Consider the following 21,580-nt stretch of genomic DNA (forward strand, 5'->3'; position numbering starts at 1 on the left):
TAATATATACGGGATGAAAATTATTAATTGGAGAGCATGATATGAGTAGTTTTAAGTCGACAAAGGCCGGCATTCAAAAACCGGGTAATTCAAAAAAAGAGGCACAGATAAATGCACTGTTCTCGAAGATTACAAAAGGGCTTATGACGATATATGTCCTTTTTTATTTGTGCATATTTCCGCTATGCATGAATGACAGGTATTTCGACATATTGAAATTCAGGTTTGAACTGTTTTGGAAACCGACACTTGCATATGGAATTATATTTCTGTTGATTGGACTTTTTTATCTGCTTTGCGACACACTTTACAATGGTGGAGCAGTGCGCAGCAGTTTTCTTAGAAATTTCAGGAAAGAAGGGGAGAAAAATAAATCCCAAAACAGACTATGGAAACGTATTAAGTTTGGTTCAACGGATACGGCTATGACAGTGCTCATAGTATGTATCGTTTTATCAACGGTTTTTGCTGAGTACCCTTATGAAGCTTTCTGGGGAGACAGAGGAAGATTCCAGGGACTGCTTTTATGGCTTATGTTCTATATAGCCTATTGGCTCGTGACAAGATTTTACAGTTTTAAGAAGTGGCATCTGTATGCGTTTATGAGCTTTGCAAGCGTGGTATGTATCTGGGGGATATGCAATTTCTTCCTGATTACATTCGGGATGTTTAGAGATGCAGACAGTATATACAGGTATACCTTTGTATCTTCTATAGGTAATATCAATACATACAGCTGCTTTACGGGAATGCTTTTCGGATTTTCAACAGCCTCTTTTATAAAGGCAGAAAAACTGACTGAAACTATATATTCTTATATTGTGCTTTGTATATCATGCTTTGCACAGATTATGGGACTCAGCGACTGCGCACTGCTTTCGACGTTGATCGTTATTGCGGTGGCACCATTCGCTCTTTGCGAGAACTGGAAGCAGGTGTCGAAACTATTTGTTTCTGTGTCTACATACATTTGTTCAATGAAGGTGGTAGCACTGATAATTGAAAAAGGGATTCCTACAATGAATGATATGGATCCCAGCCTGCAGATAACTCTTGCGGGAAAACAGGGATTTACGGTTCTTCTTATGGCTGTGCTGGTGATGACATTACTTGTGTCTGCATATGCTTTTAGAAAAAACGGACAGGATGCTGGTAGAAGTATTGCAGCGTTCAAGAAAATCATTTTGACCCTGATTGTCATAGCTGCTTCAGGGGTGATAGCAGTACTTGTGCTTGCAAACACAGGCTGGCACAGTGAATTGTGGGAACCATATCGAAACATACTGATATTTAATGATTCATGGGGTACGGATCGAGGTCTTGTCTGGAGACTTGCCATGGAGTACTGGACAAAGGATGCAACACTGCTTGCGAAAATTTTCGGATATGGACCGGATACCTTCTATATCATTACTATGGATAGATTTATGGGTATAATGCAGGACGCAGGACGTGGGATGTTTGACAGTGCACATAATGAATATCTCGAGTACTTCGTAACTATCGGAATAGCAGGACTGGCAGCATACTTATATCTGATATGTACATCGGTAAAAACCATGCTGAAAGGAAAATATTCAAAGTATTGTATGCTGGCTGTGGCTGCCTATGCATTCCAGGCTGTTGTAAATATTGCGATTCCTATCGTGACGCCGGTTTATATGCTTCTTATGTTCGCGGGTATAAGGATCAGTGAAAAAGAACATAAGATTTGAATAATCATTAAATTGATTAATATATTTAGGATTTTTGTAGTTTCTTAATTTATTCTTAGTTTATTGCTTAATAATTACGTAAGAAATGGAAATCTTTTAGTTATGTACTTCATGACAGAAGTAGGATAATATACGTATTGTAAATCGTTGAGATTATATTTGATTGTTGCCGACCCGGCATGAAATTTGAGAAAAGACTTGAATTGTAGGACACAGAGGGTTATAATCTCGTCGTAACTGAACTTTTATAGTTCATATAGTAAAAAGGAGAGTGCATTTATTATGAAGAAGCAGACAAAGTTATTCACAACTCTTTCAGCTGCAGCACTTCTTACAATCGGCGTATCTGCTGTTTCTATGGCAGCAGGTTGGGACAACTCTACAGGCGAGTGGAGATACCTCAACAATGATGGTACAGAAGTAACTGACACTTGGAAGTCAGCAAACGGAAATTGGTTCTACCTTAACAGCGATGGTGTTATGGCTACAAACCAGCTCATCGAGGACAACAACAACTCAAAGACACGTTACTACTACGTTGACCAGTACGGCGCTATGGTTAAGAACACATGGAAGGCTGTAGCTAAGGAAGACGGCGATGATAACGAGGCTGAGTACTATTGGTACTACTTCGGATCAGACGGAAAGGCTTACACATCTGAGGATGACCTTACAACTGGCGAGATCAAGACAATCAATGGCCAGAAGTATGCTTTCGATAACGAAGGTAAGATGCTCTATGGTTGGATCAACAAGGACAGCGTTGAGCAGCAGGACAACGATGATGAGGCTTGGAAGACATCTCAGTACTTCTTCAACGGCTGGAACGATGGTCACATGCAGACAGGTTGGTTACAGCTTACTGTAGTTGATGATGACGATACTAAGGAGTATTGGTTCAACTTCAAGAACGATGGTAAGAAGAGAGAGAACGCTCGTAAGAAGATCAACGGTACATTCTATCACTTCGCTGAGGATGGCCACATGCTTACAGATTGGACTGTAAAGACACAGTCTGTTGAGGACAATGGCGGCGCTACAGCTTCTGAGCTTTTCTATGTAAACGGCGACGGTGGCGAGCGTAAGAACAAGTGGGTATGGGCTGTTGCTGATGAGCACTACATCAAGGCAGACTATGATGATGACGAGTACTCATGGTGGTACTTCAACAAGAATGGTAGCCTTACAGCTAACCAGATCAAGAAGGTTAACGGCAAGAAGTATGCATTCGATCAGTATGGCCGTATGCTTACAGGCTTCGTAGCTGTTGATTCAAACGGCGATGTTGTTAAGCTTAAGGGACCTGGAGATCATCAGAGAGATGATATCGTTAGAGGTGCATTCAAGCTTGACGATGACTTCACAACATCAATGAGCTCATTCGATCTTTACTACTTCTCAAATGATGAGGAGAAGGACGGCTCAATGAAGAAGGGCTATCAGACACTTGAGCTTGAGGATGGAACATACCAGTTCTACTTCAACACATCAAATGGTAAGGCTTACAACGAGTACGTATCAAAGATCAAGAAGTATGTTCTTAACGGTCTTGTACTTGCTCCATCATCAGATGATGATTCTAACTACGCTGCAGTTGTTGTTGATGGCAACGGTGATCCTACAGATCTTGTATTCGGATCAAGCACAGTTGGTAACATCCTTGTTAACAAGGCTGGTACAGTAGTTAAGAAGAAGGCTAAGCTTAAGGACAACAACGATGCTTACTATGTAGTAAACAAGGATGGTCAGGTTCTTGCATACTATGAGTCTGAGGACGATTACAATTCTGCAATCGAGTACGAGGACAAGAAGGGTAACACTAAGAAGATCTCTATCAAGACTGCTTGGCTCAACCTTACAAGCCCTTCAACATACGCTTCAACTGTAGAAGCTGCACGTGTTGCTGCTGAGACTGCTGCAAACAAGTAATCATTACATCGTTTTAGACGAATAATGTTTATAAAGAATGACTCGAGGGAAACCTCGGGTCATTTTTGTATGTATAAATAACAAAAGTTTAAATAGATAATATATTTTAATTGTTATGATATGAAAATATTCAAATGATAGAGTTTAGTTAGATCGATCATGGTAGAGGTATGAAAATACAAAAGTCGATTTAAAAATATTGTAATGTTTGCATTATGGATAATGAAGTCTAATAATGTTAAGATTTACAAATGCAAAAATAGTAATCTTTTTCATGGATAGAGATAGTTGTCCCGGCGAGGAGAAGATTTACGTAAAGGAGAATATAAGCAAACATGAAACAATTTAAAAAGTTAATTGTATTTGGTGTGATATGTACTATGGTGCTGGCTTTCACAGGTTGTAAAAAAAGATATGTTTCCCCTATGGAGAAACCAAACATGACTAAGGCTGCTGAAGATAAAGAGTATGACTTTGATTTTGTACAGATAAACAATGACGTTATTGAAAGTTTACAGGATCAGGAGATTTATGGATTTGTAAAGTCTATAGATGTATCCGGTGACAATGATAATAAAGTTATTTCGCTTAACATAGAAATAGAGGATAATGTAACGGATGATGCTGTTGAGCTTCTTCTGACTGATGCAACTAAGGCAATCATAGATGCTGCAAATACCCAGGATCTTCGAATAGACAGATATACAGAAGATGATTTTGGTAATCTCTTCAATCTTTACTCATACAATATCAAGGTAACATGCGGTGAAGAAACTGTAAGAGAAGAAAATTTTGAGAAGGGTGATAGTGTTCCATTTGACCCTAGCTTGACAATCGAAAATGTAATTGGTTAAATAAAGACTGATATATGAAGGCTATCGTTATAACGATAGTCTTTTTGTTTGGTATTAAGGAAAAAGAATGAAAATATGTTTTGTAAATCCACCATTTAAGTGGGAATATGGTAAGTTTTCGAGGGAATCAAGAAGTCCGGCGGTTGCCAAGAGTGGGGTTTTGTACTATCCGCTGTGGCTTATCTATGCGGCAGCTTATGCGGAAAAGCAGGGTTTTGAAGTTGAGTTTTTGGATGCTCCGGCTAAGCGATTAGATACCGAAGAGAGCTTGAAGAAGATAGCAGAAAAGCTGTTGTGTGATGTCAATGGTGAAGCGAATGAAATAAACAGTAAGAAAGATAATATAGATGCAGATAATAATGACGCATTGATAGATTATGAAAGAAAGATCAGAGGAAACAATTCTGAAGTAGAATGTCTTTTCGTTCTGAATACAAGCACTCCGTCAATTGAAAGCGATGCAGCTTTTGGTAAGAGACTTAAGGAAATATATCCAAAGTCGTTTGTCTATTTTGTCGGTACACATCCGTCATCCACACCGGAGGAAACCTTAAAAAACTTCCGGTGGATCGATGGAATTGCAAGAAAAGAGTACGACTTTACCATCAGTAATATTGCAGGGATTTGTGCAAAGTTCTATGATGTGGAAAAGGCTCAAGGAACTAATGAGGCTGAAAAGATACTTTATGATGAACTATCGCATCTTAAAGGAATCAGTTACAGGATGAATAAAAGTGTAACTGTAAGTTGCAAAATGACAGAAAATGAATCGGATATTGCTGGCTTAAAGACGGACGGAAAATTTTCTGCAAGAAGACTATATGACGAAAAAAGTAAAGCTAATATTGGAGAAAGTCACAATGCGGGAGAAATTATTCATAATCCTGACGCTGACTACATTACTGATCTTGACGAGATTCCAATGGCTTCAAAGTTCATAAAGGAACATCTTGATTACAAAGATTATTTCTTTGCGGCGGCGGAGTATCCGGAGATACAGATCTTCACGGGAAGAGGGTGCCCTTGCAGATGTAACTTCTGTGTTTATCCTCAGACTATGCATGGGCACAAGTACAGACTCAGAAGTCCGAAGAATGTAGTAGATGAGTTTAAGTATATTGCAGAGAATTTCCCGGATGTAAAGGAGATTGTCATAGAGGACGATACCTTTACTATAGATAAGAAGCGAGTGTCGGATATCTGTGAGTTACTTATAGAGTCCAGGATGAATAAACGTTTCAAGTGGCTGTGTAATGCAAGGGTCAATACATTGGACCTTGACACCATGAAACTAATGAAGAAAGCAGGATGCAGACTTCTGATTCCGGGTATCGAAAGCGGAACTCAGGAGATACTTGATAATATCAAGAAAGGTACAACCTTAACGCAGGTAAGAGAGTATATCAGGAATACAAAAAAGGCCGGTCTTTTGGTACACGCCTGCTATATGGTGGGAAATCAGGGCGAGACAAAGGAGACTATGGAAAAGACGTTGAAACTTGCGCTGGAACTTAACACAGATACGGCGCAGTTCTTCCCCCTTATTCCATATCCCGGAACAGAGGCCTACGAGTGGGCAAAGACCAATGGCTATATAAAGTATGGATATACAGAGTATTGCAAGGAGGATGGAACGCATAACTGCGTGCTGAATCTGCCTGATCTTTCCGGTGAGGAAATGGTGAAGTTTTGCGATGATGCGAGAAAGAAATATTATCTGAGACCGGGATACATCCTTCACAGACTGTGGACAGGCCTGAAGGATCCAAATGATCTGAAACGATCCCTTAAGGCGTTTGGTCAGTTTAAGAAGTATCTCTTCAAAAAGTAAGATTTTAAGTAAAGTGTAGATGGAATTGAAATACACGAATAAATAATATTTTGGTATAATAGGCAGATTGAGTGAACTCTCAGTCTGCTTTTGTTTTATATAAGCAACGATGCAAATGAATAAAAATAGCATGTAGTGATGTTTTTACAATTGTGTTGTTTTATAAATCGTAGAAAAAGTTTTGGCACTCACAAATCTAATTCGAGGTGGTAAAACAAATTTATGGATAAAGTGCTCGTATTGATGTCGACCTACAATGGTGAAAAGTATCTCAAAACGCAGATAGACAGTCTACTGGCTCAAGAAGGTGTAGAGGTCGAAATACTGGTGCGGGATGACGGATCAAAAGATAGAACACTTGAAATACTCGATGAGTATAAGAATGCATACACGAAAGCTTTCATTGAAGGTGGGCATGATGAAGATCTGCATGTTTCATATTCTGATGCAAAAAATGCTGTTTATGGTAGTGATGAAATAGATACGGAAGCATTGGCAGAAGGAATACAGAAAAGAAGCAAAGCAAGTTTTGACTATTATATAGGAGAGAATCTTGGACCTGCAGGCAGTTTTCTTGATCTCATGAAGCATGCACCGGAAGCGGACTTCTATGCACTTTGCGATCAGGATGATACATGGCTTCCGGATAAGCTTAAGATTGCTGTGGATGCGATAAAGCAAGGAATACGTAGAAGTAGGCAAGATTATGAATTGAGTTTAGGCAAAAAAAGCATCAGTGGAGGAAGCATAGATGGTGGAAAGTTGCAAAATCATAGTACAGAGGATATACCGGTTCTGTACTATGGCATGCCGAGATTTTCAGATAATGACGGAAACCTCCTGAAGGGAGCAAAAGGCATATATGAAAAGTCTCTTGATTTTTCATCATGCCTCATCAAAAGCAACTCGACCGGTTGTACCATGGTTTTCAACAGGACCTTACTTGAACTTATAAACAGCAAAACACCGGGGAGTATCACGATGCATGACGAGTGGCTTCACAAGGTGTGCCTCGCTATGGGAGGGATGCTTTTGTATGATGAAGATGTTCATATACTTTACAGACAGCACGGAGGCAATACTATAGGCGGACAATTGTCCACTAAGAAGATACTAAAAAGATATATTGAGACTCTGACAAAACCGGACTGCATAAGAAGCAGATGTATCAGATCCCTTGTGGAATGCTACGGAAAAGATATGCCTGAAAATAATCTGGAAATGGCAGAGAAGGTGGCTTCATACAAGGATAGTTTGGAAAACAGAATGAAGCTGTTTCTGGATAATGACATAAAGATGGAGTATCACAAGAGGAATATCATGTTCAAACTTGCGGTTCTATTGGGCATATTCTGATGAAACACTGATATAATCAGTGTTTCATCAGAGACTCAGGTGTTGGGACAAGGTTTTTCAAAAGAAGTTGATGCTTCAACTTGAAAATCCGGCCAGAGAAGCGCTTTGATCAGCGTTTCCCCGGGAAAACAGTGAGTATGGCAGAACTTCAAAAAATAAAAGGATGAATTGGGTGACCTTGAACATGATGGAGGTTACAGAACTTAAAATGGTTTCGGTTATCATGCCGGCATTTGATGCCGCAAAAACAATAAAATCATCGATAGAGAGTGTTATTGCCCAGACCTATAGCAAATGGGAACTTATCATCGTTGATGACTGCTCTTCGGATAATACGGTTAACGTAGTCGAGTCCATCATTGAAACAAACAAAGAGTGTGACATCAAACTGGTTAAGAATGAGAAAAACATGGGTGTTGCCTACAGCAGGAATCGCGGAGTGGATGAATCTCACGGAGAGTGGATAGCATTTCTTGACAGTGATGATATGTGGGACAAAACAAAGCTCGAGAAGCAGATTAGGTGTATAGAAAGGGATGGCCTAAAGGAACGAAACAGGTGGCAGGGACTTTTATTTACGGGTTCTTCATTTATGACTAAAGATGGCAGGAGGCTTCAATACATCCTTCATGTGCCGGAGAGAATAGACAGAAGAGAACTTCTGAAGCAGAACCTCATTTCCTGTTCGTCAGTGCTGGTAAGCAAAGACCTGATCAAAAAGTATAGGTTTCCGGAAGGCATCAAAACCATACATGAGGATTTCGCCGTGTGGCTCAATATACTTTCTGAAGTCGGCGTTGCCCATGGGATAGATGAACCTCTTTTGGTTTATAGGGTGGCAGCTGATTCTAAATCTGGCAAAAAATCCAAGGCAGCATTGATGAACTGGAATACATATAAATATATCGGGCTTGGACCGGTAAAGAGAGTTTACTATATGATCCACTATACATTGCGAGGGCTGCGGAAGTGGCGAGGATTAAAAAACTCTGCAGTGACATCAGGAAAAAGCTGATGGAATCAAACGTTTTGTGGATTAATAATTACATTAAAGCTATAGTTCATAAGACCTGAAAAGGATAAATGGCTTAATGGGCTATGATTAATGAAGATTATGGTCGGGATACTTAAGAGCTCAACATAACGGCTATGGTTGGGGATATTATGACTTTATGGTATACTCATTTTTTATGTTGATGTTTGATTGAGATCTTACGTGTATGTGAAGAATGAATTGAATGCACGGTTAATCCAGTACAGCATAAATTAAGTTTCTGATACATCCTTGCTGTAATGCCAGGCTAGTATTTCTGCTATAAAGTAGTGCTTAATGTGTCAGATACTTATTATTCGATATACTAGAATTGTAGCGACAAAAATAAGGGGGAAAAGTGAAGGCTTTAGCATTATATTTGCCTCAATATCACAGGATTCCGGAAAATGATGAATGGTGGGAAGAAGGCTATACAGAGTGGACTGCGGTACGAAGAGCGGAAAGCATGTACAAGGGACACATTCAGCCGAAGGTTCCCCTTGACGGAAGATACTATGATCTGGTTGAAAACGGAGTTGAAACCTGGACCTGGCAGGCTGACCTTGCAAGCAAAAGCGGAATGTATGGATTCTGTATATATCACTATTGGTTTAACGGAAAACTTCTTCTCGAAAAGCCGATGGAGATCCTTCGGGATAATCCACAGATAAATACGCGCTACTGTATATGCTGGGCAAATGAACCCTGGGCCAGAACCTGGGACGGACAAAATACTTCCGTACTCATGGAACAGATATATGGCGGTGAAAAGGATATAACAGATCATTTCGATTATCTTCTCGATTTTTTTAAGGATCCAAGATATATAAAGATTGACAACAAGCCTGTGGTCAACCTCTACAGAAGCTGTAACATCACTTACCTTGATGAAATGATAAAAATCTGGAACGAAAAAGCTATGGCGAACGGCTTTGACGGGGTGTATTGGGTGTCTGCATTGACTTCGGAAAAAAATGACGATAGAAAAGAACTGTTCGATCATTACTACTATTTTGAACCGGGATATACATTGAAAAATGACATGGATTTTTGGGGAAGGATACAGTATCTTGCACAGGCGGAAATTCGTCATCTGGGAAATATATTCAGGAAATATAAAACCGTTGAGCGAAGAATAGACATTAACATACTTTGGGAAAGTATAGTGAAGAGGAATCCCGACTCTATGATAAGCCCGGGTATCGTGGTGAGCTGGGACAATACCCCAAGAAAAAAAGTCAGGGGAACAGTGATATATAATTCCACACCTGAAAGTTTCAGGAAGGTTATCGAGAAACTGGAAGGACAATATCCGGAAAACGAGTTTCTATATATCAATGCCTGGAACGAGTGGGGAGAAGGCACATATCTCGAGCCTGATGAGCAGTTCAGATATGGGTATCTGGAGGCATTAGAGAAGGTATTCGGCAGGGAAAAGTGAAAACAGTACATTCAATATTGATATTTGAGGAATTGGTTTAAATCCTTGAATGAGAACTACTCGATGAACGATAAGTATGCTTTGAGAGATACGGGATTTTTTGTTTTGGGGTTAATATATCGAAGTCGTGGGCTGAGCAGAAAATAAAGCAACAAGTGAAAAGGTAATTACAGAGGGAATAACGTATGTGCGCTGACATGAAATGTGGTAATGACAATAAAATATTAACTGTATCGGTGGCGGCGTACAATGTTGAAAACACTATAGGGAGAACCCTGGATTCATTGGTGAAGAATGTGCCGGAGGAGGTTCTCAACGCCCTCGAAGTCATCGTGGTAAATGATGGTTCCGGGGACGGGACATTAAACCTGGTGAAAAAGTATGAAGAGAGCTATCCCGGAATCATCCGCATCATCGATAAAGAAAACGGAGGATGGGGCTCCACAGTCAATGCTTCACTCAGAGAAGCAAAGGGTAAGTACTATAGACTTCTGGATGGTGACGACTGTTTCGTTACAGAAAACCTTGTTGATTATCTCAGGTTTTTGAAGGAATCGGCGGCGGATCTTGTTCTGACTCCTTTTATAAAGCGCTATCCTGACAGGGATATAGAGGAAAACAATCATGCGGAGATCGGGCATCAAGTTGTTACATTCAGTAAACTTGATGCAAGTGCGGACATCTATATGCATGAGATAACTGTGAAGACTGACAAAATCCGTAATATAGGCTTCGATATAACAGAAAAGTGCTTCTATACAGATAATGAATATGTATTTAAAGCAATCGTGGCAGCTGATTCGATTCAGAGATTTGACCAAAATATATACATATATCATCTTGGAGTGACAGGACAAAGCGTAGGTGCAGAAGGACTAAAGAAGCATCATTCGGATACCATAAAGGTACTATCAAAGATGTATCGTATATACGAAGAGTTTACCGGGACTTCCGGTGGTGAAGGAGCTATATACGGCGGCCGGTCGCTGAATGACAGTTTCTCAAGTGATGAAATCAGAAATTCGCGAGAGGCAAAGCTTAGATTTCTTCAGAAAGGGCTTATATTTATCGCAGATCTTGTGTTCGTTGCTTATCTCGTAACCGGCACTCCGGAAGCGAAATCAGAATTAAAGGATTTTGATACGGAACTCAGAGATAAATATAAGGAAATCGACGGTTTGATCGGTAGCAATAAAAAAATAAAAGCACTTAGGGTATCCGGATTTTTGTTGTATGGAGTGCTGTCGAAGCAGGTAAGAAAGAGATATTCATAAGTGTTTCATCAGAGGCTCGGTGTTAAAGTGCGGATTTTCTAAGGGATTTGATGATTCACATTGAAAGCGCGACCGGAGAAAAGAATTAATCAGAGTTTTTCCGTGTTTGAATTATACTTTTTTGTGTGTAGGTCAGCGCTGCAGAAAGTACGAGTCCGGCGCATTCCTAGCGTGGAAATGGAAAATCATCCCATTGGAGTGAATAAATATAAAGCAGGTAAACTAACCAGAGGTAACAACAGATGGCAAACGTAAAAGAAATAAAAGGGCTCTTTCCTATAAATGAAAAATATAGAAAAGGAATAAAAACAGCGGGAGATTATCTGTTTTATTTTACTCTTGGTTTATATTTTGCGCTCGGAATAGGTTTTAACTCCATGGCGCTTGCGTTACTTACTCCACGATTTTTTATCTATGCCATGGCAGGAGTGCTTGGCCTCATCATGATGAGAGAGGGCATAAACTTTTTATTCGTGGAAAGATATGGCTGGCGGGATTTCCTGGGGCTTGCGATCTGCATACTGTTCAGTTACATAGGAGACAAGGTTGACTCAGCCATTGTGGCCTGCACCTACTTCACGGTGTTTGCGGCAAGAAACATAGACCTTAGAAAAACCTACAAGCTGATAGTCATGGTGATCGTACTCACCGTGGGCGCAATCTTCTGGGCTGCGGATAATGGCTATGTATCCCAGTATCTCTATACCGAGGGGGCATCCTACAGACATACATTTGGGTTAAACTACCCGCTGGCGCTTCCGGCCTACATCATGAATATAGCTATGCTGATGCTGGTTTTCAGAAATGAAAAGATAAGCTGGACGGAAATAGGCATTTTGTTCATGGCTAACGGACTGTTCTATCGTTGGTGTAAGGGTGACCTATCCTTCGGATGTACCCTTTTGGTCATTGTCCTTATGATAGCAGTAAAGTTATGGCCGAAGCTCATGACGTCCGATCTTATCCTGTTTAAAACCATAGACCGGATTGCGGTGTTCATTCATCCTGTTTGCGTGGCAGTGAGTTTATGGTTTACCATGACCTATGATGAGAGCGTACAGTGGATGGGGAAGCTTAATTCCATGGTCGGTACGAGAATATCCCTTCAGCAGAGGGCGTTCAAAAGCTTTGGCGTTAAGCTTCTCGGGCAGAATATCCAGTTTGTAGGAGCAGGACTTGGTCTTGATGGAGTTCCGGTAGACCAGACGGGCGGTGCGTATAACTATGTTGATAATCTATATATGTTGACGATTCTCCGATACGGGGTTCTATTCAGTGCCGTTGCATTGATTCTTCTTGTCATTATGATGGTATATTGTTATAAGAAGAAAATGCGTTTATGGTTATGGATGCTTGCCCTGTATGCGCTGCATGCGCTTCTTGATGACAAAATGCAGCTTCTGTACTTTAATTCACTAATGCTTATCATGGGACAGGCAGTACAGAATCTTGATTTCAAGAAATTTGGTAAAGTATAGCCGGATAGATTTGTAGTTGTATGTCAGGTATAAAAGCTGAAAAACATTAATTTGAGGAATCGTGAATGAAGGTAATATATTTCGCTACGGATAATTATGCCCTTTCGGGAGCCTTTATCTGTCTGGTGCGGCTGGCACAGGAGATGAAATCCCAAGGTGTAGACGTAAAAGTGGTCTTGCCCAAAGAAGGGGACGGAACAAAGCTTCTGTCTGATGCCGGGATACCCTATGAACTCATACAGTCCTACAACTGGGATATAGCCATAGGAGCGGGACTTAATGTTAAAGCCAAGATACCGGTGAAGTGTATGCTGAATCTTTGGGCTATACATAGGATCACAGAGTTCCTTAAGAAAGAAAAGCCGGATATAGTGCATATCAACAGCACTTACTCTTATGTCGGTGCAGTTGCAGCATATAAACTCGGTATCCCTGTTATATGGCATATCAGGGAGTTCTTCGAAGAGGATCAGAACAATCAGATGTGGAACAGGCAGAAGGGGTATTCCCTTATGGGGAAGGCGTCGGCCATCATACCCGTTTCACATGCATTGTTTGATAAATATAAAAGGATCTTTCCGGAGAACAAGCTTCATGTGATAAATGACGGAGTTGTGGAAAAAAGATTTTATGCTCCGGACAGGAAGATATTTAGAGGCGATAAGATACGGCTTGTCTGCGTCGGGGGATTGTACCACTATAAGGGGCAGACGACACTTATAGAAGCCCTGGCGGAGTATGTAAAGCGTAATACGCGGTATAGAGAAAATGAAAACACCTCGCTGAGTCTGGCCGGAGTGAAAAATACAGATGTCTCATCAAGTTTGGGTGTGGAAGGAACAGAGGAGATGCCCCATATCTCACCAGGCTTAACAGACGAGAGAATAGAAAAGAAACTTGAAATCTCACTAAGCTTAGTGGGAGAAGGAACTGAGGAGAAGGCTCTGAGGGACCTTGCTGAAGAAAGAGGAATCGGTGAAATAGTCCGTTTTGAAGGTTACTGCAGTGAACCGGAGAAGTTCTATAAAGAAGCAGACATTTCATTTATGACCTCCAAGTCAGAGGCTTTTGGGCTTGTTACAGTAGAAGCTATGCTTTCAGGGGCACTGGTTATAGGAGCCGACTGCGCCGGAACAAAGGATATCATAGAAGACGGGAAAACCGGACTTTTGTATGAACCGGGGAACTATAAAAGTCTTGCAGATGCCATCGAGTATGCCCTTTCTAATAAGGAAGGAATGCAGCAGATAGCTGACAGAGGAAGACAAAGGGCAGTCGAAAACTTCACAACAAAAGTAAACGCAGATCACGTAAAGAGAATATATGAGGAAATTTTGTTGTAAGATGATTTTGAATGCTTCTTTAAGCGGCAGCAACCGTTTGGCATTCATCTGTTGTGTTATGAATTAATCAATGTATCATAAAGAAATTACAGTTTCTGGTGATATGTGTGAATGTATGGAAAAGATATATGTTAGCAGACAAAAATAAGGTATAGAAAAGGGAAAACTATGGAACTTAAGCGAAGTGAAAATGCTAAAAAGGGTGTAATGGCAGGAATCGTAAACAGAGTTGTCGCAACCTTTTTCCCTTTCGTGATCCGTACTGCCATGATCCACAAAATGGGAGTAGAGTACCTGGGACTGAACAGTCTGTTTACTTCCATACTTACAGTTCTAAGTCTTTCGGAGCTTGGGTTCAGCAGTGCCATCATTTACAGTATGTATAAGCCGCTTGCTGAAAATGACACAGATACCATAAATGCGCTTCTATATTTCTATAGGAAAGTTTATACCGTCATAGGCATGGTGATAACCGTTATAGGTGTGGGTCTCATGCCGGTGCTTCACCTGTTCATCAAAGATGATGTTCCACAGAATATAAATATTTACATCATTTATCTGATCTTTCTTTGCAATACTGTTATAGGGTACTTTTTTTACGGATATCTGTCATCGATTCTAAATGCTTATCAAAGGCTTGACATCATCAGCTTTGTGACCAGTTTGAGCCAGACAGCGGGGTACATCTGTCAGCTTGCAGCCATCATTTTTATATCCAACTACTATCTCTATATCCTGTTCTTTCCATTGGCAACACTTGCTAATAATTTCCTGACTGCCTATGCGGTACGAAGAATGTACCCGCAGTACAGGTGTCAGGGCAATGTAACAGTGGAACAGAGGCAGGCTATCTGGAAAAGAGTCTATGGCATAATGGTGGAAAAAATCTGCGGTACCACCAGAAATTCCTTTGACAGTATATGTATTTCAGCTTTCATAGGACTTTCGGCGACAGCGGTATACAATAACTATTATTACATCATACTGTCGCTCAATACATTATTCTATACAGTGTGTAATGCGGTTCAGCCCGGAATAGGGAACAGCGTTGTACTCTATGACAAGGAAAAAAACCTTGATGACATGAGACATATGAATTTCGGTTATATGGTGATAAGCGGATGGGCGTTTATCTCACTAATCTGCCTGTATCAGCCATTCATGAAACTGTGGGTTGGGGGTGAATATTTACTTCCGGTAAGCTCGGTACTGCTGTTTGCAGTCTACTTTTATGTTCTTAGGATGGGAGACATCCGAAGCGTTTACGCCCAGGCGAAGGGACTCTGGTGGGAAAACCGGCACCTTGCCATAACAGAGTCTGTACTGAATCTGGTGTTGAATATAGTGCTGGCTAGATTCTTCGGAATAAACGGAGTTATAGCAGCGACTATCATAGCGCTGTTTGGGATTAATTTCTGTATGAGCTCCGGTGTAGTTTATAAATACTATTTTGGGTTAGAAAAGCTTAAACGATACTTTTTGCATCACCTTATGTATATCGTGGTGACGGCGGTTGTAGGTGGTATCACAGTGTGGTTATGCATGAAGATAGAGTGTGAGGGCCTTTTGCTTCTTATAATTAGAGCTATGATATGCGGTATCATTCCCGGGCTGCTTTACGTTGTGGCATTTGCTTTTATGAGAGAGGCAAGGGAATCCGCAATGTGGATATGGGACAGGGTTATGAAAAAAGAAGGGGAGAAATGAAGGATATAATAAAGATAATAAAGGGTATAGATATAAAGGAGGCCTTTGCCTATGCCGTACTGATAGTGTTTTTCTTCTGGTGGCAGAAGTTCTTTCCGAACCTGTCATTCGCGTACATTGAGAAGGTGACACTGGTTGTAAGGTCACTTTACGCAGTGGTTCTTGCGGATACGGTGATAAGTTCTGTTAAGAAGGCGCTGGTACTTTTAAATAGACGTAGGGCAGAAGAAGTTGCGAGAAAAAGTAAATATACCGATGGTAAAAAATCAGAAGGTGTAGAAGCAAGAGCTGAGGAAATAACGGGAGAAACGACAGTGGATTCGATTAACTATGTATCCGCAAGTCAGATTTCTAAATCTGAGAGTGTGGACTTGGTCGATGAGAATTCGATGTTAAGTCGAATAAGTGACTTTCTATTCTATGGCGCATTCGCTCTGTGCTTTGGACTGGCACTTTTATCAAGTACAAGGTTCCCCGGAATAATACATCTCTTTGCGGGTATGCATCGCTTAGGAGTAAACCTTAGCTGTCTTATGGTTCTTTTTCTTTTTAACAGAAAACCTGCCATAGATTTAAAGATTCTGATTCTTCAGATATTCATCCTGATAGCTGATATAGGCTTTATGGCTGTTCATGGAGGAATCTGGCTATATCCGATGATGATCTTTGTGGTCGGCGCATACGGAAGAGAGTTTTTACCGGTAGTACATATCGCACTTGTAGAAAGCGCATTGATAATTTTAGCTACCGGCTATTGCTCCTTTACCGGAATCATCGAGATGGTGATAAAGGATGGAAAGCATGCTTACGGATACGCAGGCCCCAATGAAGCGTCCATGCAGTATCTCTTTTTCCTGATGATGTACTTTTTCGCAAGGTACTATGCGGAAAAGAAAAAGGTATTTGAACATGAAGAAAGAGGAGAAGGTGAGGCGATAAATTTTGGCTGGGGTGTGGTCTTCGACAGGTTACTTAATGTAATAGATGCGGTTGTCCTTTCTGTTGGCGTAATGTTTATAGTATTCTATTCCTCGGGACGTGCAAGTATCGTATGTGTTTTAGCCTTGGCGGCAGGAGTGATGATATATAAGCTGTCAAAGTTATATCCGGTTAATAATTGGAATGATATGGCAAGAAAAGTCATCGATAAAATATTCTTTTTGGCATTTGTTCCTATCTATATATACGTAGCTGTATTCAGTTTCGTTTCATCATATTTTTTTGATCCTGACAAACCATATGGCTGGATTCTGTTAATAGGCAAGGTTTTTGATCCCGACAATTTGATAGAGAGACTTCGTTTAGGAAAACAGGGCATACTTGGGTATATGCCATCTATATTTGGAACAAATGTAAGGGAATCTCTGGAGGAAAACTATTTCATAATAGATAATTTCTATATTAAATCATTTCTCCAATACGGGATAATATATTTTGTCTGCACATTGTTGATCTTCACCATACTAAATTACGCTTTATGGAAACGGAAGGATTATTTCGTATTATTCTTGCTTTCAATAGTGGCAGGTCTCAGCTTTTTGGAAGCGACGATCGGAGAAATACAATATGATATTTTTCCTTTGATTGTATTCACATGTGATGTGGGATGTCTTGCTATAAGAAGAGACGGAGCATACAATTAAAACTTATGGTGGAAAAAACTATATTTCTTAGAGCTGTGTAAAAAGGTAAAGTCATGAGTAGAGAAAAGAAATTTCAAGTGATAGATATAGTGTTATTTGTTTTAATTATATTGATCACTATTATGGCATTTTGTAATAAAAGATTTTCGATGATGGTCGATTCCTTCTTCCTGCCAGAGGAAAGAAACAAGGCTTACTATGATATGTTAAACAGTCCCTCAAAATGTTTTGAATGTAAAGAATTATCTCAAAACGGAACTAAAAATCTATTGGCAAACTATCTAAGATCAGGTGATAGAGAAGCGGGCTACTCCATTACGGTAAATCAAGATGGAACGTTCCTGATTTCAGGTAACTATACTGGGGAATATGACGCAAGCGAAGCTATAACACCTTCGGGAGTGGATCTTAATCTTCCGTCTGGGGATTATGTTTTATCAGATGGGGGCGCGTCTTCGGAAGATAGTGTATATATTAAGCTTACAGGAATAAAACTATTGATTGGTGGAGGAACAGAATATGTTACTATAGCCTCCCTTCCAGGTGATGGTTCGTTTCACTGGGATAGAGATCCAAATGTAGAGCTTTATTGTGAAATAGTCATACGTCCTAGGGCATCATTAGATAATGTGGAATTTAGACCTATGCTTCTGAAAGTTGAAGATAATGCAAATCAGGATTATCAACCCTGTTTAACGCCGAATTACGATTGGAAGAAGGATGAAACAGATGGTGGAGTTAAGTTTTATAAATATGACATTAATAAAGGTGCTCTTGATGGTGAAATCGTAACAAAGGATGATTGGAAAATAATGGTAAATAGTATGAGGTTCCAAATGCAGGCAGACAAGGCTGTGATAGATCTTAAGGATGGTCATGGAATTGAAATTCGTAAATGTGAGTATCCAATGGGAACCTATGGGAAACTTAATGTATCAATGACTGTGAGAGATGGGAAGGAAATAAACATAGAAGACTATAATGAGGTGATGAAGGTAATTAATTCTAACTCCGAAGAAATAGAATTAAGTGATGTTCGGGATATCTATTCATACCTTAAGGCTTTGGGCAACGGAAAGTATACTATCCTTGTTTCTGTAAGTGATGATGGCGTTGCTGCGCTAAATCGTGAAGCCATGGAACTTCTTCGCAAACTTGGAGTAAAAACCAATCTGGCAGAGCAAAATATAGAAAACGTAGTAAACAGAGCATACTACCGAAATAGTTTTTACTGTGTACTTAGGCATGGGAAAAATGTGGCTGAGAAAATAGGCGAAGAAAATCTTTCGTTATCAGGCGTTCTTCCTGATGATGCAGAATATACTATTGAAAGCTCTGGCCAAAATACAGGAGGGGTTAATTCGTCTATAAGGATTGATGGTAATGAGTATGCAATGAATTTTAGGGGCATGAACTTTGTGATATATGATGAAGAGCAACACTTCGTTGTAGATTCTGTATGTTTTGATACTAATTCCGGTTTGTATTGCCATAGACAGGCTGAACACATGTAAGTTTAATCTATTTGTTTTGTGAAATGATTAAGTTATTCGTGTTTAGGAGGGGGATATTTTTTAAATCATCACGTGAGTATAATATGTTTCTGTTGATCAGGGCGTCGTGATATTTCTTAAGATTTTTAAACGGGATTGTTAAAGAATATAAGTATGATACAATAATTTTTATACATGCTACGTATGATATGATATTAATAAAAGGGGAGAATGAGCGGAGTGTAGAGGCTTCCGCTCATTCATTTGCAGGGAGATTATGAAAAGAAAGAAATTAGAACTTGCTATAACGGTTCTTATATATATTATGACTGCTTTTATGGCTAGTTCATTGGCGGTACTTATACTTAGATCCTATTCGAAGCTTACAGAGGAATTTCTGACTTTTGACTTGTGGATGGATCTTGGCGTGCCGGCAGTTATAGCGGAATGTCTCGCTATGACTATATCGCTTTATAACGGAAGGTATGAATTTGAAAAAAAGCCTTTTCTGGAGTATGTAACAGCAGCCTTGAAGAGCACTGTGTATTTTGTTGGTGTATGGGCGGCGATGCTTCTTATACAAAAAAACGATATCACTGATTCGAGATATTATTTTGTTGCGACGGTCTTACTGCATTTTGCGATTCTGACGGTGCTCCTCTATTTTGTACAGAAAGTGATGATCGCTAATTTCTATAAGACCGATGCGGCTTCGCTGGTAGCGATAATAGCAGAACGTAAGGATGCTCAGAAAGCATCGGAGCTTCTAAAATGTGACTGGTCGAGACGACTTGTAGGCATCATGCTTACGGATGATGATGGAACCGGACATGATAGCGTCGAAGAGATTGATCATATACCGGTCATTTCATATAGCAGGGATATCGTGGACACTGTAAGAAACGGGGCGATAGATGAGGTATTCATTTTAGAGTCCGATGAGAGGTCGGAACTGATTCTTAAGATGTCAGAGGAGTTTGCTCAGATGGGTATAGCTCTTCATTTGGGACTTTCATCACTTAAAATCCTGGAGGATCGTTTGTGCGACGAGACTAAGGAGTATATACCTAAGATTCAGTCAAGGCTTGGATATCTAGGGAGATATCCGATGGCGATACTGCAGCCGCCGGTTGTTAAACTGAGATTTGAATATGCTAAGAGACTCATGGATATCGCCGGAGGACTTGTGGGATTCTGTTTTGCGGCTATCCTTTATGTAATATTAGGAATTGCCATAAAGCTTGATTCTCCGGGACCTGTTATATTTGCTCAGGAACGTATCGGGAAGAACGGTCGAAGATTCAAGATGTATAAGTTCAGATCTATGTATATAGATGCAGAGGAACGCAAAGCTGAGCTAATGAAGCAGAACGAGATGAATGGTCTTATGTTCAAGATGAAGGATGACCCGCGTATCACCAAGGTTGGTAAGTTCATTCGAAAGACCAGTTTAGATGAGTTTCCTCAGTTTGTAAATGTTCTGCTTGGAGATATGTCGCTGGTGGGGACCAGACCGCCAACCGTGAACGAATTCAATCGGTATTCCAATTATCATAAGCGAAGACTCAGTATGAAACCGGGAATCACCGGAATGTGGCAGGTCAGCGGAAGATCAGACATCACAGACTTTGAAGAGGTTGTAAGACTTGATTGCCAATATATAGATAACTGGAGCTTGGCACTGGATTTCAAGATACTGGTAAAGACAGTGCTGGCGGTGGTGATGAGAAAAGGATCTGAGTGACGAGAGATGACTTTTGAGGTAACAGAGTGCTAATTGTTGTAAGGCTATAGATTTGGTAGAGTGCGATGTTTCCGAAAACTTAATTGTCAACAAAAAAAGGCGAAGTAATGACTGAACATAGTTCGTTGCTTCGCCCTTTTGCTGTGCGCCTAGCGGCGCACGTTTCTTACGGGTTAAAATCCCGAATCCGCCCGATAGTGGGAAGGATATAGCCGAAGGCAAGGGTGTCTATCGCGAGGCGGAATCTGAAGGAAGCTGGATGTGAGGAACATACTAACTCACGGGCAAAACTCTGGTCTGACGTACAGAAATCTCATATGAGGTTATGCATGAGGGTAAGACTGCAGCACAAGCCAAAGCCCAATAACTATACGGAATCATGCATGATAAATGAGGCAGATATATGGAGTGGAAGAAACGTGTGGTACCTAGGGAGCCCACTAGACTGTAAAGCGTCTGTATGTCAGATATAAAAGTGGTTTCGGAAAAGAAAACGGCCATGAATACATCCTAAGAAAAATGCATCCACAGCCGTGAGGTTGTAATAATCAGAAATGTTCACCTTTGCCTGCTTCGACTTTCTGGATATTGATAGTATATGAAGCCTCTCCGTTCTTTCGGATATAGGTCTTGATATATACCGGAAAGCAAATATTTGAATTAAGTTCATGGTAGCTTTCAGGTGCATAATCATCAACATAGTATTTCCGGTCATCGTTGCCTTGTACAGTATAAGTAA

Annotated in this window: 15 protein-coding genes; 14 read left to right on the forward strand and 1 reads right to left on the reverse strand. The window is 40.3% G+C overall.

Annotated elements, in window-relative coordinates; all coding sequences use genetic code 11:
* Window positions 1-41: 41 nt before the first annotated feature.
* The 14 genes from BM294_RS06665 (at window position 42) to BM294_RS06730 (ending at window position 20,841) form a co-directional block, all read left to right on the forward strand.
* Complete coding sequence (locus tag BM294_RS06665; RefSeq protein ID WP_091205941.1) at window positions 42-1,715, forward strand: O-antigen ligase family protein; 1,674 nt, start codon at window positions 42-44, stop codon at window positions 1,713-1,715.
* A 282-nt stretch (window positions 1,716-1,997) separates the two neighbouring features.
* Window positions 1,998-3,644 (forward strand): PspC-like choline-binding domain-containing protein, encoded by a 1,647-nt coding sequence (locus BM294_RS06670; protein WP_091205943.1) that lies wholly within the window; start codon window positions 1,998-2,000, stop codon window positions 3,642-3,644.
* A 335-nt stretch (window positions 3,645-3,979) separates the two neighbouring features.
* On the forward strand, window positions 3,980-4,498 hold the full coding sequence (locus tag BM294_RS06675) for a hypothetical protein (protein WP_091205946.1): 519 nt from the start codon (window positions 3,980-3,982) through the stop codon (window positions 4,496-4,498).
* Between the two features lie 67 nt (window positions 4,499-4,565).
* On the forward strand, window positions 4,566-6,329 hold the full coding sequence (locus BM294_RS16240) for a B12-binding domain-containing radical SAM protein (protein WP_242944452.1): 1,764 nt from the start codon (window positions 4,566-4,568) through the stop codon (window positions 6,327-6,329).
* A gap of 222 nt (window positions 6,330-6,551) precedes the next feature.
* Window positions 6,552-7,685, forward strand: a complete 1,134-nt coding sequence (locus BM294_RS06685) for a glycosyltransferase (protein ID WP_091205949.1) — start codon at window positions 6,552-6,554, stop codon at window positions 7,683-7,685.
* Between the two features lie 184 nt (window positions 7,686-7,869).
* Entirely contained in the window at window positions 7,870-8,700 is an 831-nt protein-coding gene (locus BM294_RS06690; protein ID WP_242944453.1) for a glycosyltransferase family 2 protein, read from the forward strand.
* Between the two features lie 376 nt (window positions 8,701-9,076).
* Entirely contained in the window at window positions 9,077-10,159 is a 1,083-nt protein-coding gene (locus BM294_RS06695; RefSeq protein ID WP_091205953.1) for a glycosyltransferase WbsX family protein, read from the forward strand.
* A gap of 185 nt (window positions 10,160-10,344) precedes the next feature.
* Window positions 10,345-11,433: a glycosyltransferase family 2 protein gene (locus tag BM294_RS06700; RefSeq protein ID WP_091205956.1), complete on the forward strand. Its 1,089-nt coding sequence runs from the start codon at window positions 10,345-10,347 to the stop codon at window positions 11,431-11,433.
* 242 nt (window positions 11,434-11,675) lie between these two features.
* Window positions 11,676-12,911, forward strand: a complete 1,236-nt coding sequence (locus BM294_RS06705) for a hypothetical protein (RefSeq protein WP_091205958.1) — start codon at window positions 11,676-11,678, stop codon at window positions 12,909-12,911.
* Between the two features lie 65 nt (window positions 12,912-12,976).
* Window positions 12,977-14,254 (forward strand): glycosyltransferase family 4 protein, encoded by a 1,278-nt coding sequence (locus BM294_RS06710; RefSeq protein WP_091205961.1) that lies wholly within the window; start codon window positions 12,977-12,979, stop codon window positions 14,252-14,254.
* A gap of 168 nt (window positions 14,255-14,422) precedes the next feature.
* On the forward strand, window positions 14,423-15,961 hold the full coding sequence (locus BM294_RS06715; protein WP_091205964.1) for an MATE family efflux transporter: 1,539 nt from the start codon (window positions 14,423-14,425) through the stop codon (window positions 15,959-15,961).
* Window positions 15,958-17,604, forward strand: coding sequence for a hypothetical protein (locus BM294_RS06720; protein WP_091205968.1), 1,647 nt, complete (start codon window positions 15,958-15,960; stop codon window positions 17,602-17,604). Before BM294_RS06715 ends, BM294_RS06720 begins: the two co-directional genes overlap by 4 nt.
* Before the next feature lie 53 nt (window positions 17,605-17,657).
* Window positions 17,658-19,118: a hypothetical protein gene (locus BM294_RS06725; protein ID WP_091205971.1), complete on the forward strand. Its 1,461-nt coding sequence runs from the start codon at window positions 17,658-17,660 to the stop codon at window positions 19,116-19,118.
* 256 nt (window positions 19,119-19,374) lie between these two features.
* Window positions 19,375-20,841 carry a sugar transferase gene (locus BM294_RS06730; protein WP_091205973.1) on the forward strand — a complete coding sequence of 489 codons (1,467 nt, stop codon included), beginning with the start codon at window positions 19,375-19,377 and terminating at the stop codon, window positions 20,839-20,841.
* A gap of 548 nt (window positions 20,842-21,389) precedes the next feature.
* Here the strand turns inward: BM294_RS06730 and BM294_RS15850 are convergent.
* On the reverse strand, window positions 21,390-21,580 hold a 191-nt coding region (locus BM294_RS15850), incomplete at its 5' end, for a hypothetical protein (RefSeq protein WP_175494572.1).

It is taken from the genome of Oribacterium sp. WCC10, from assembly GCF_900113415.1.
Lineage (GTDB): Bacteria > Bacillota > Clostridia > Lachnospirales > Lachnospiraceae > Oribacterium.

Bases quoted from the DNA above. Each gene is read 5' to 3' on its own strand.
- BM294_RS06665 (WP_091205941.1), top strand. From the start codon at position 42: ATGAGTAGTTTTAAGTCGACAAAGGCCGGCATTCAAAAACCGGGTAAT.
- BM294_RS06670 (WP_091205943.1), top strand. From the start codon at position 1,998: ATGAAGAAGCAGACAAAGTTATTCACAACTCTTTCAGCTGCAGCACTT.
- BM294_RS06675 (WP_091205946.1), top strand. From the start codon at position 3,980: ATGAAACAATTTAAAAAGTTAATTGTATTTGGTGTGATATGTACTATG.
- BM294_RS16240 (WP_242944452.1), top strand. From the start codon at position 4,566: ATGAAAATATGTTTTGTAAATCCACCATTTAAGTGGGAATATGGTAAG.
- BM294_RS06685 (WP_091205949.1), top strand. From the start codon at position 6,552: ATGGATAAAGTGCTCGTATTGATGTCGACCTACAATGGTGAAAAGTAT.
- BM294_RS06690 (WP_242944453.1), top strand. From the start codon at position 7,870: ATGATGGAGGTTACAGAACTTAAAATGGTTTCGGTTATCATGCCGGCA.
- BM294_RS06700 (WP_091205956.1), top strand. From the start codon at position 10,345: ATGTGCGCTGACATGAAATGTGGTAATGACAATAAAATATTAACTGTA.
- BM294_RS06705 (WP_091205958.1), top strand. From the start codon at position 11,676: ATGGCAAACGTAAAAGAAATAAAAGGGCTCTTTCCTATAAATGAAAAA.
- BM294_RS06710 (WP_091205961.1), top strand. From the start codon at position 12,977: ATGAAGGTAATATATTTCGCTACGGATAATTATGCCCTTTCGGGAGCC.
- BM294_RS06715 (WP_091205964.1), top strand. From the start codon at position 14,423: ATGGAACTTAAGCGAAGTGAAAATGCTAAAAAGGGTGTAATGGCAGGA.
- BM294_RS06720 (WP_091205968.1), top strand. From the start codon at position 15,958: ATGAAGGATATAATAAAGATAATAAAGGGTATAGATATAAAGGAGGCC.
- BM294_RS06725 (WP_091205971.1), top strand. From the start codon at position 17,658: ATGAGTAGAGAAAAGAAATTTCAAGTGATAGATATAGTGTTATTTGTT.
- BM294_RS06730 (WP_091205973.1), top strand. From the start codon at position 19,375: ATGAAAAGAAAGAAATTAGAACTTGCTATAACGGTTCTTATATATATT.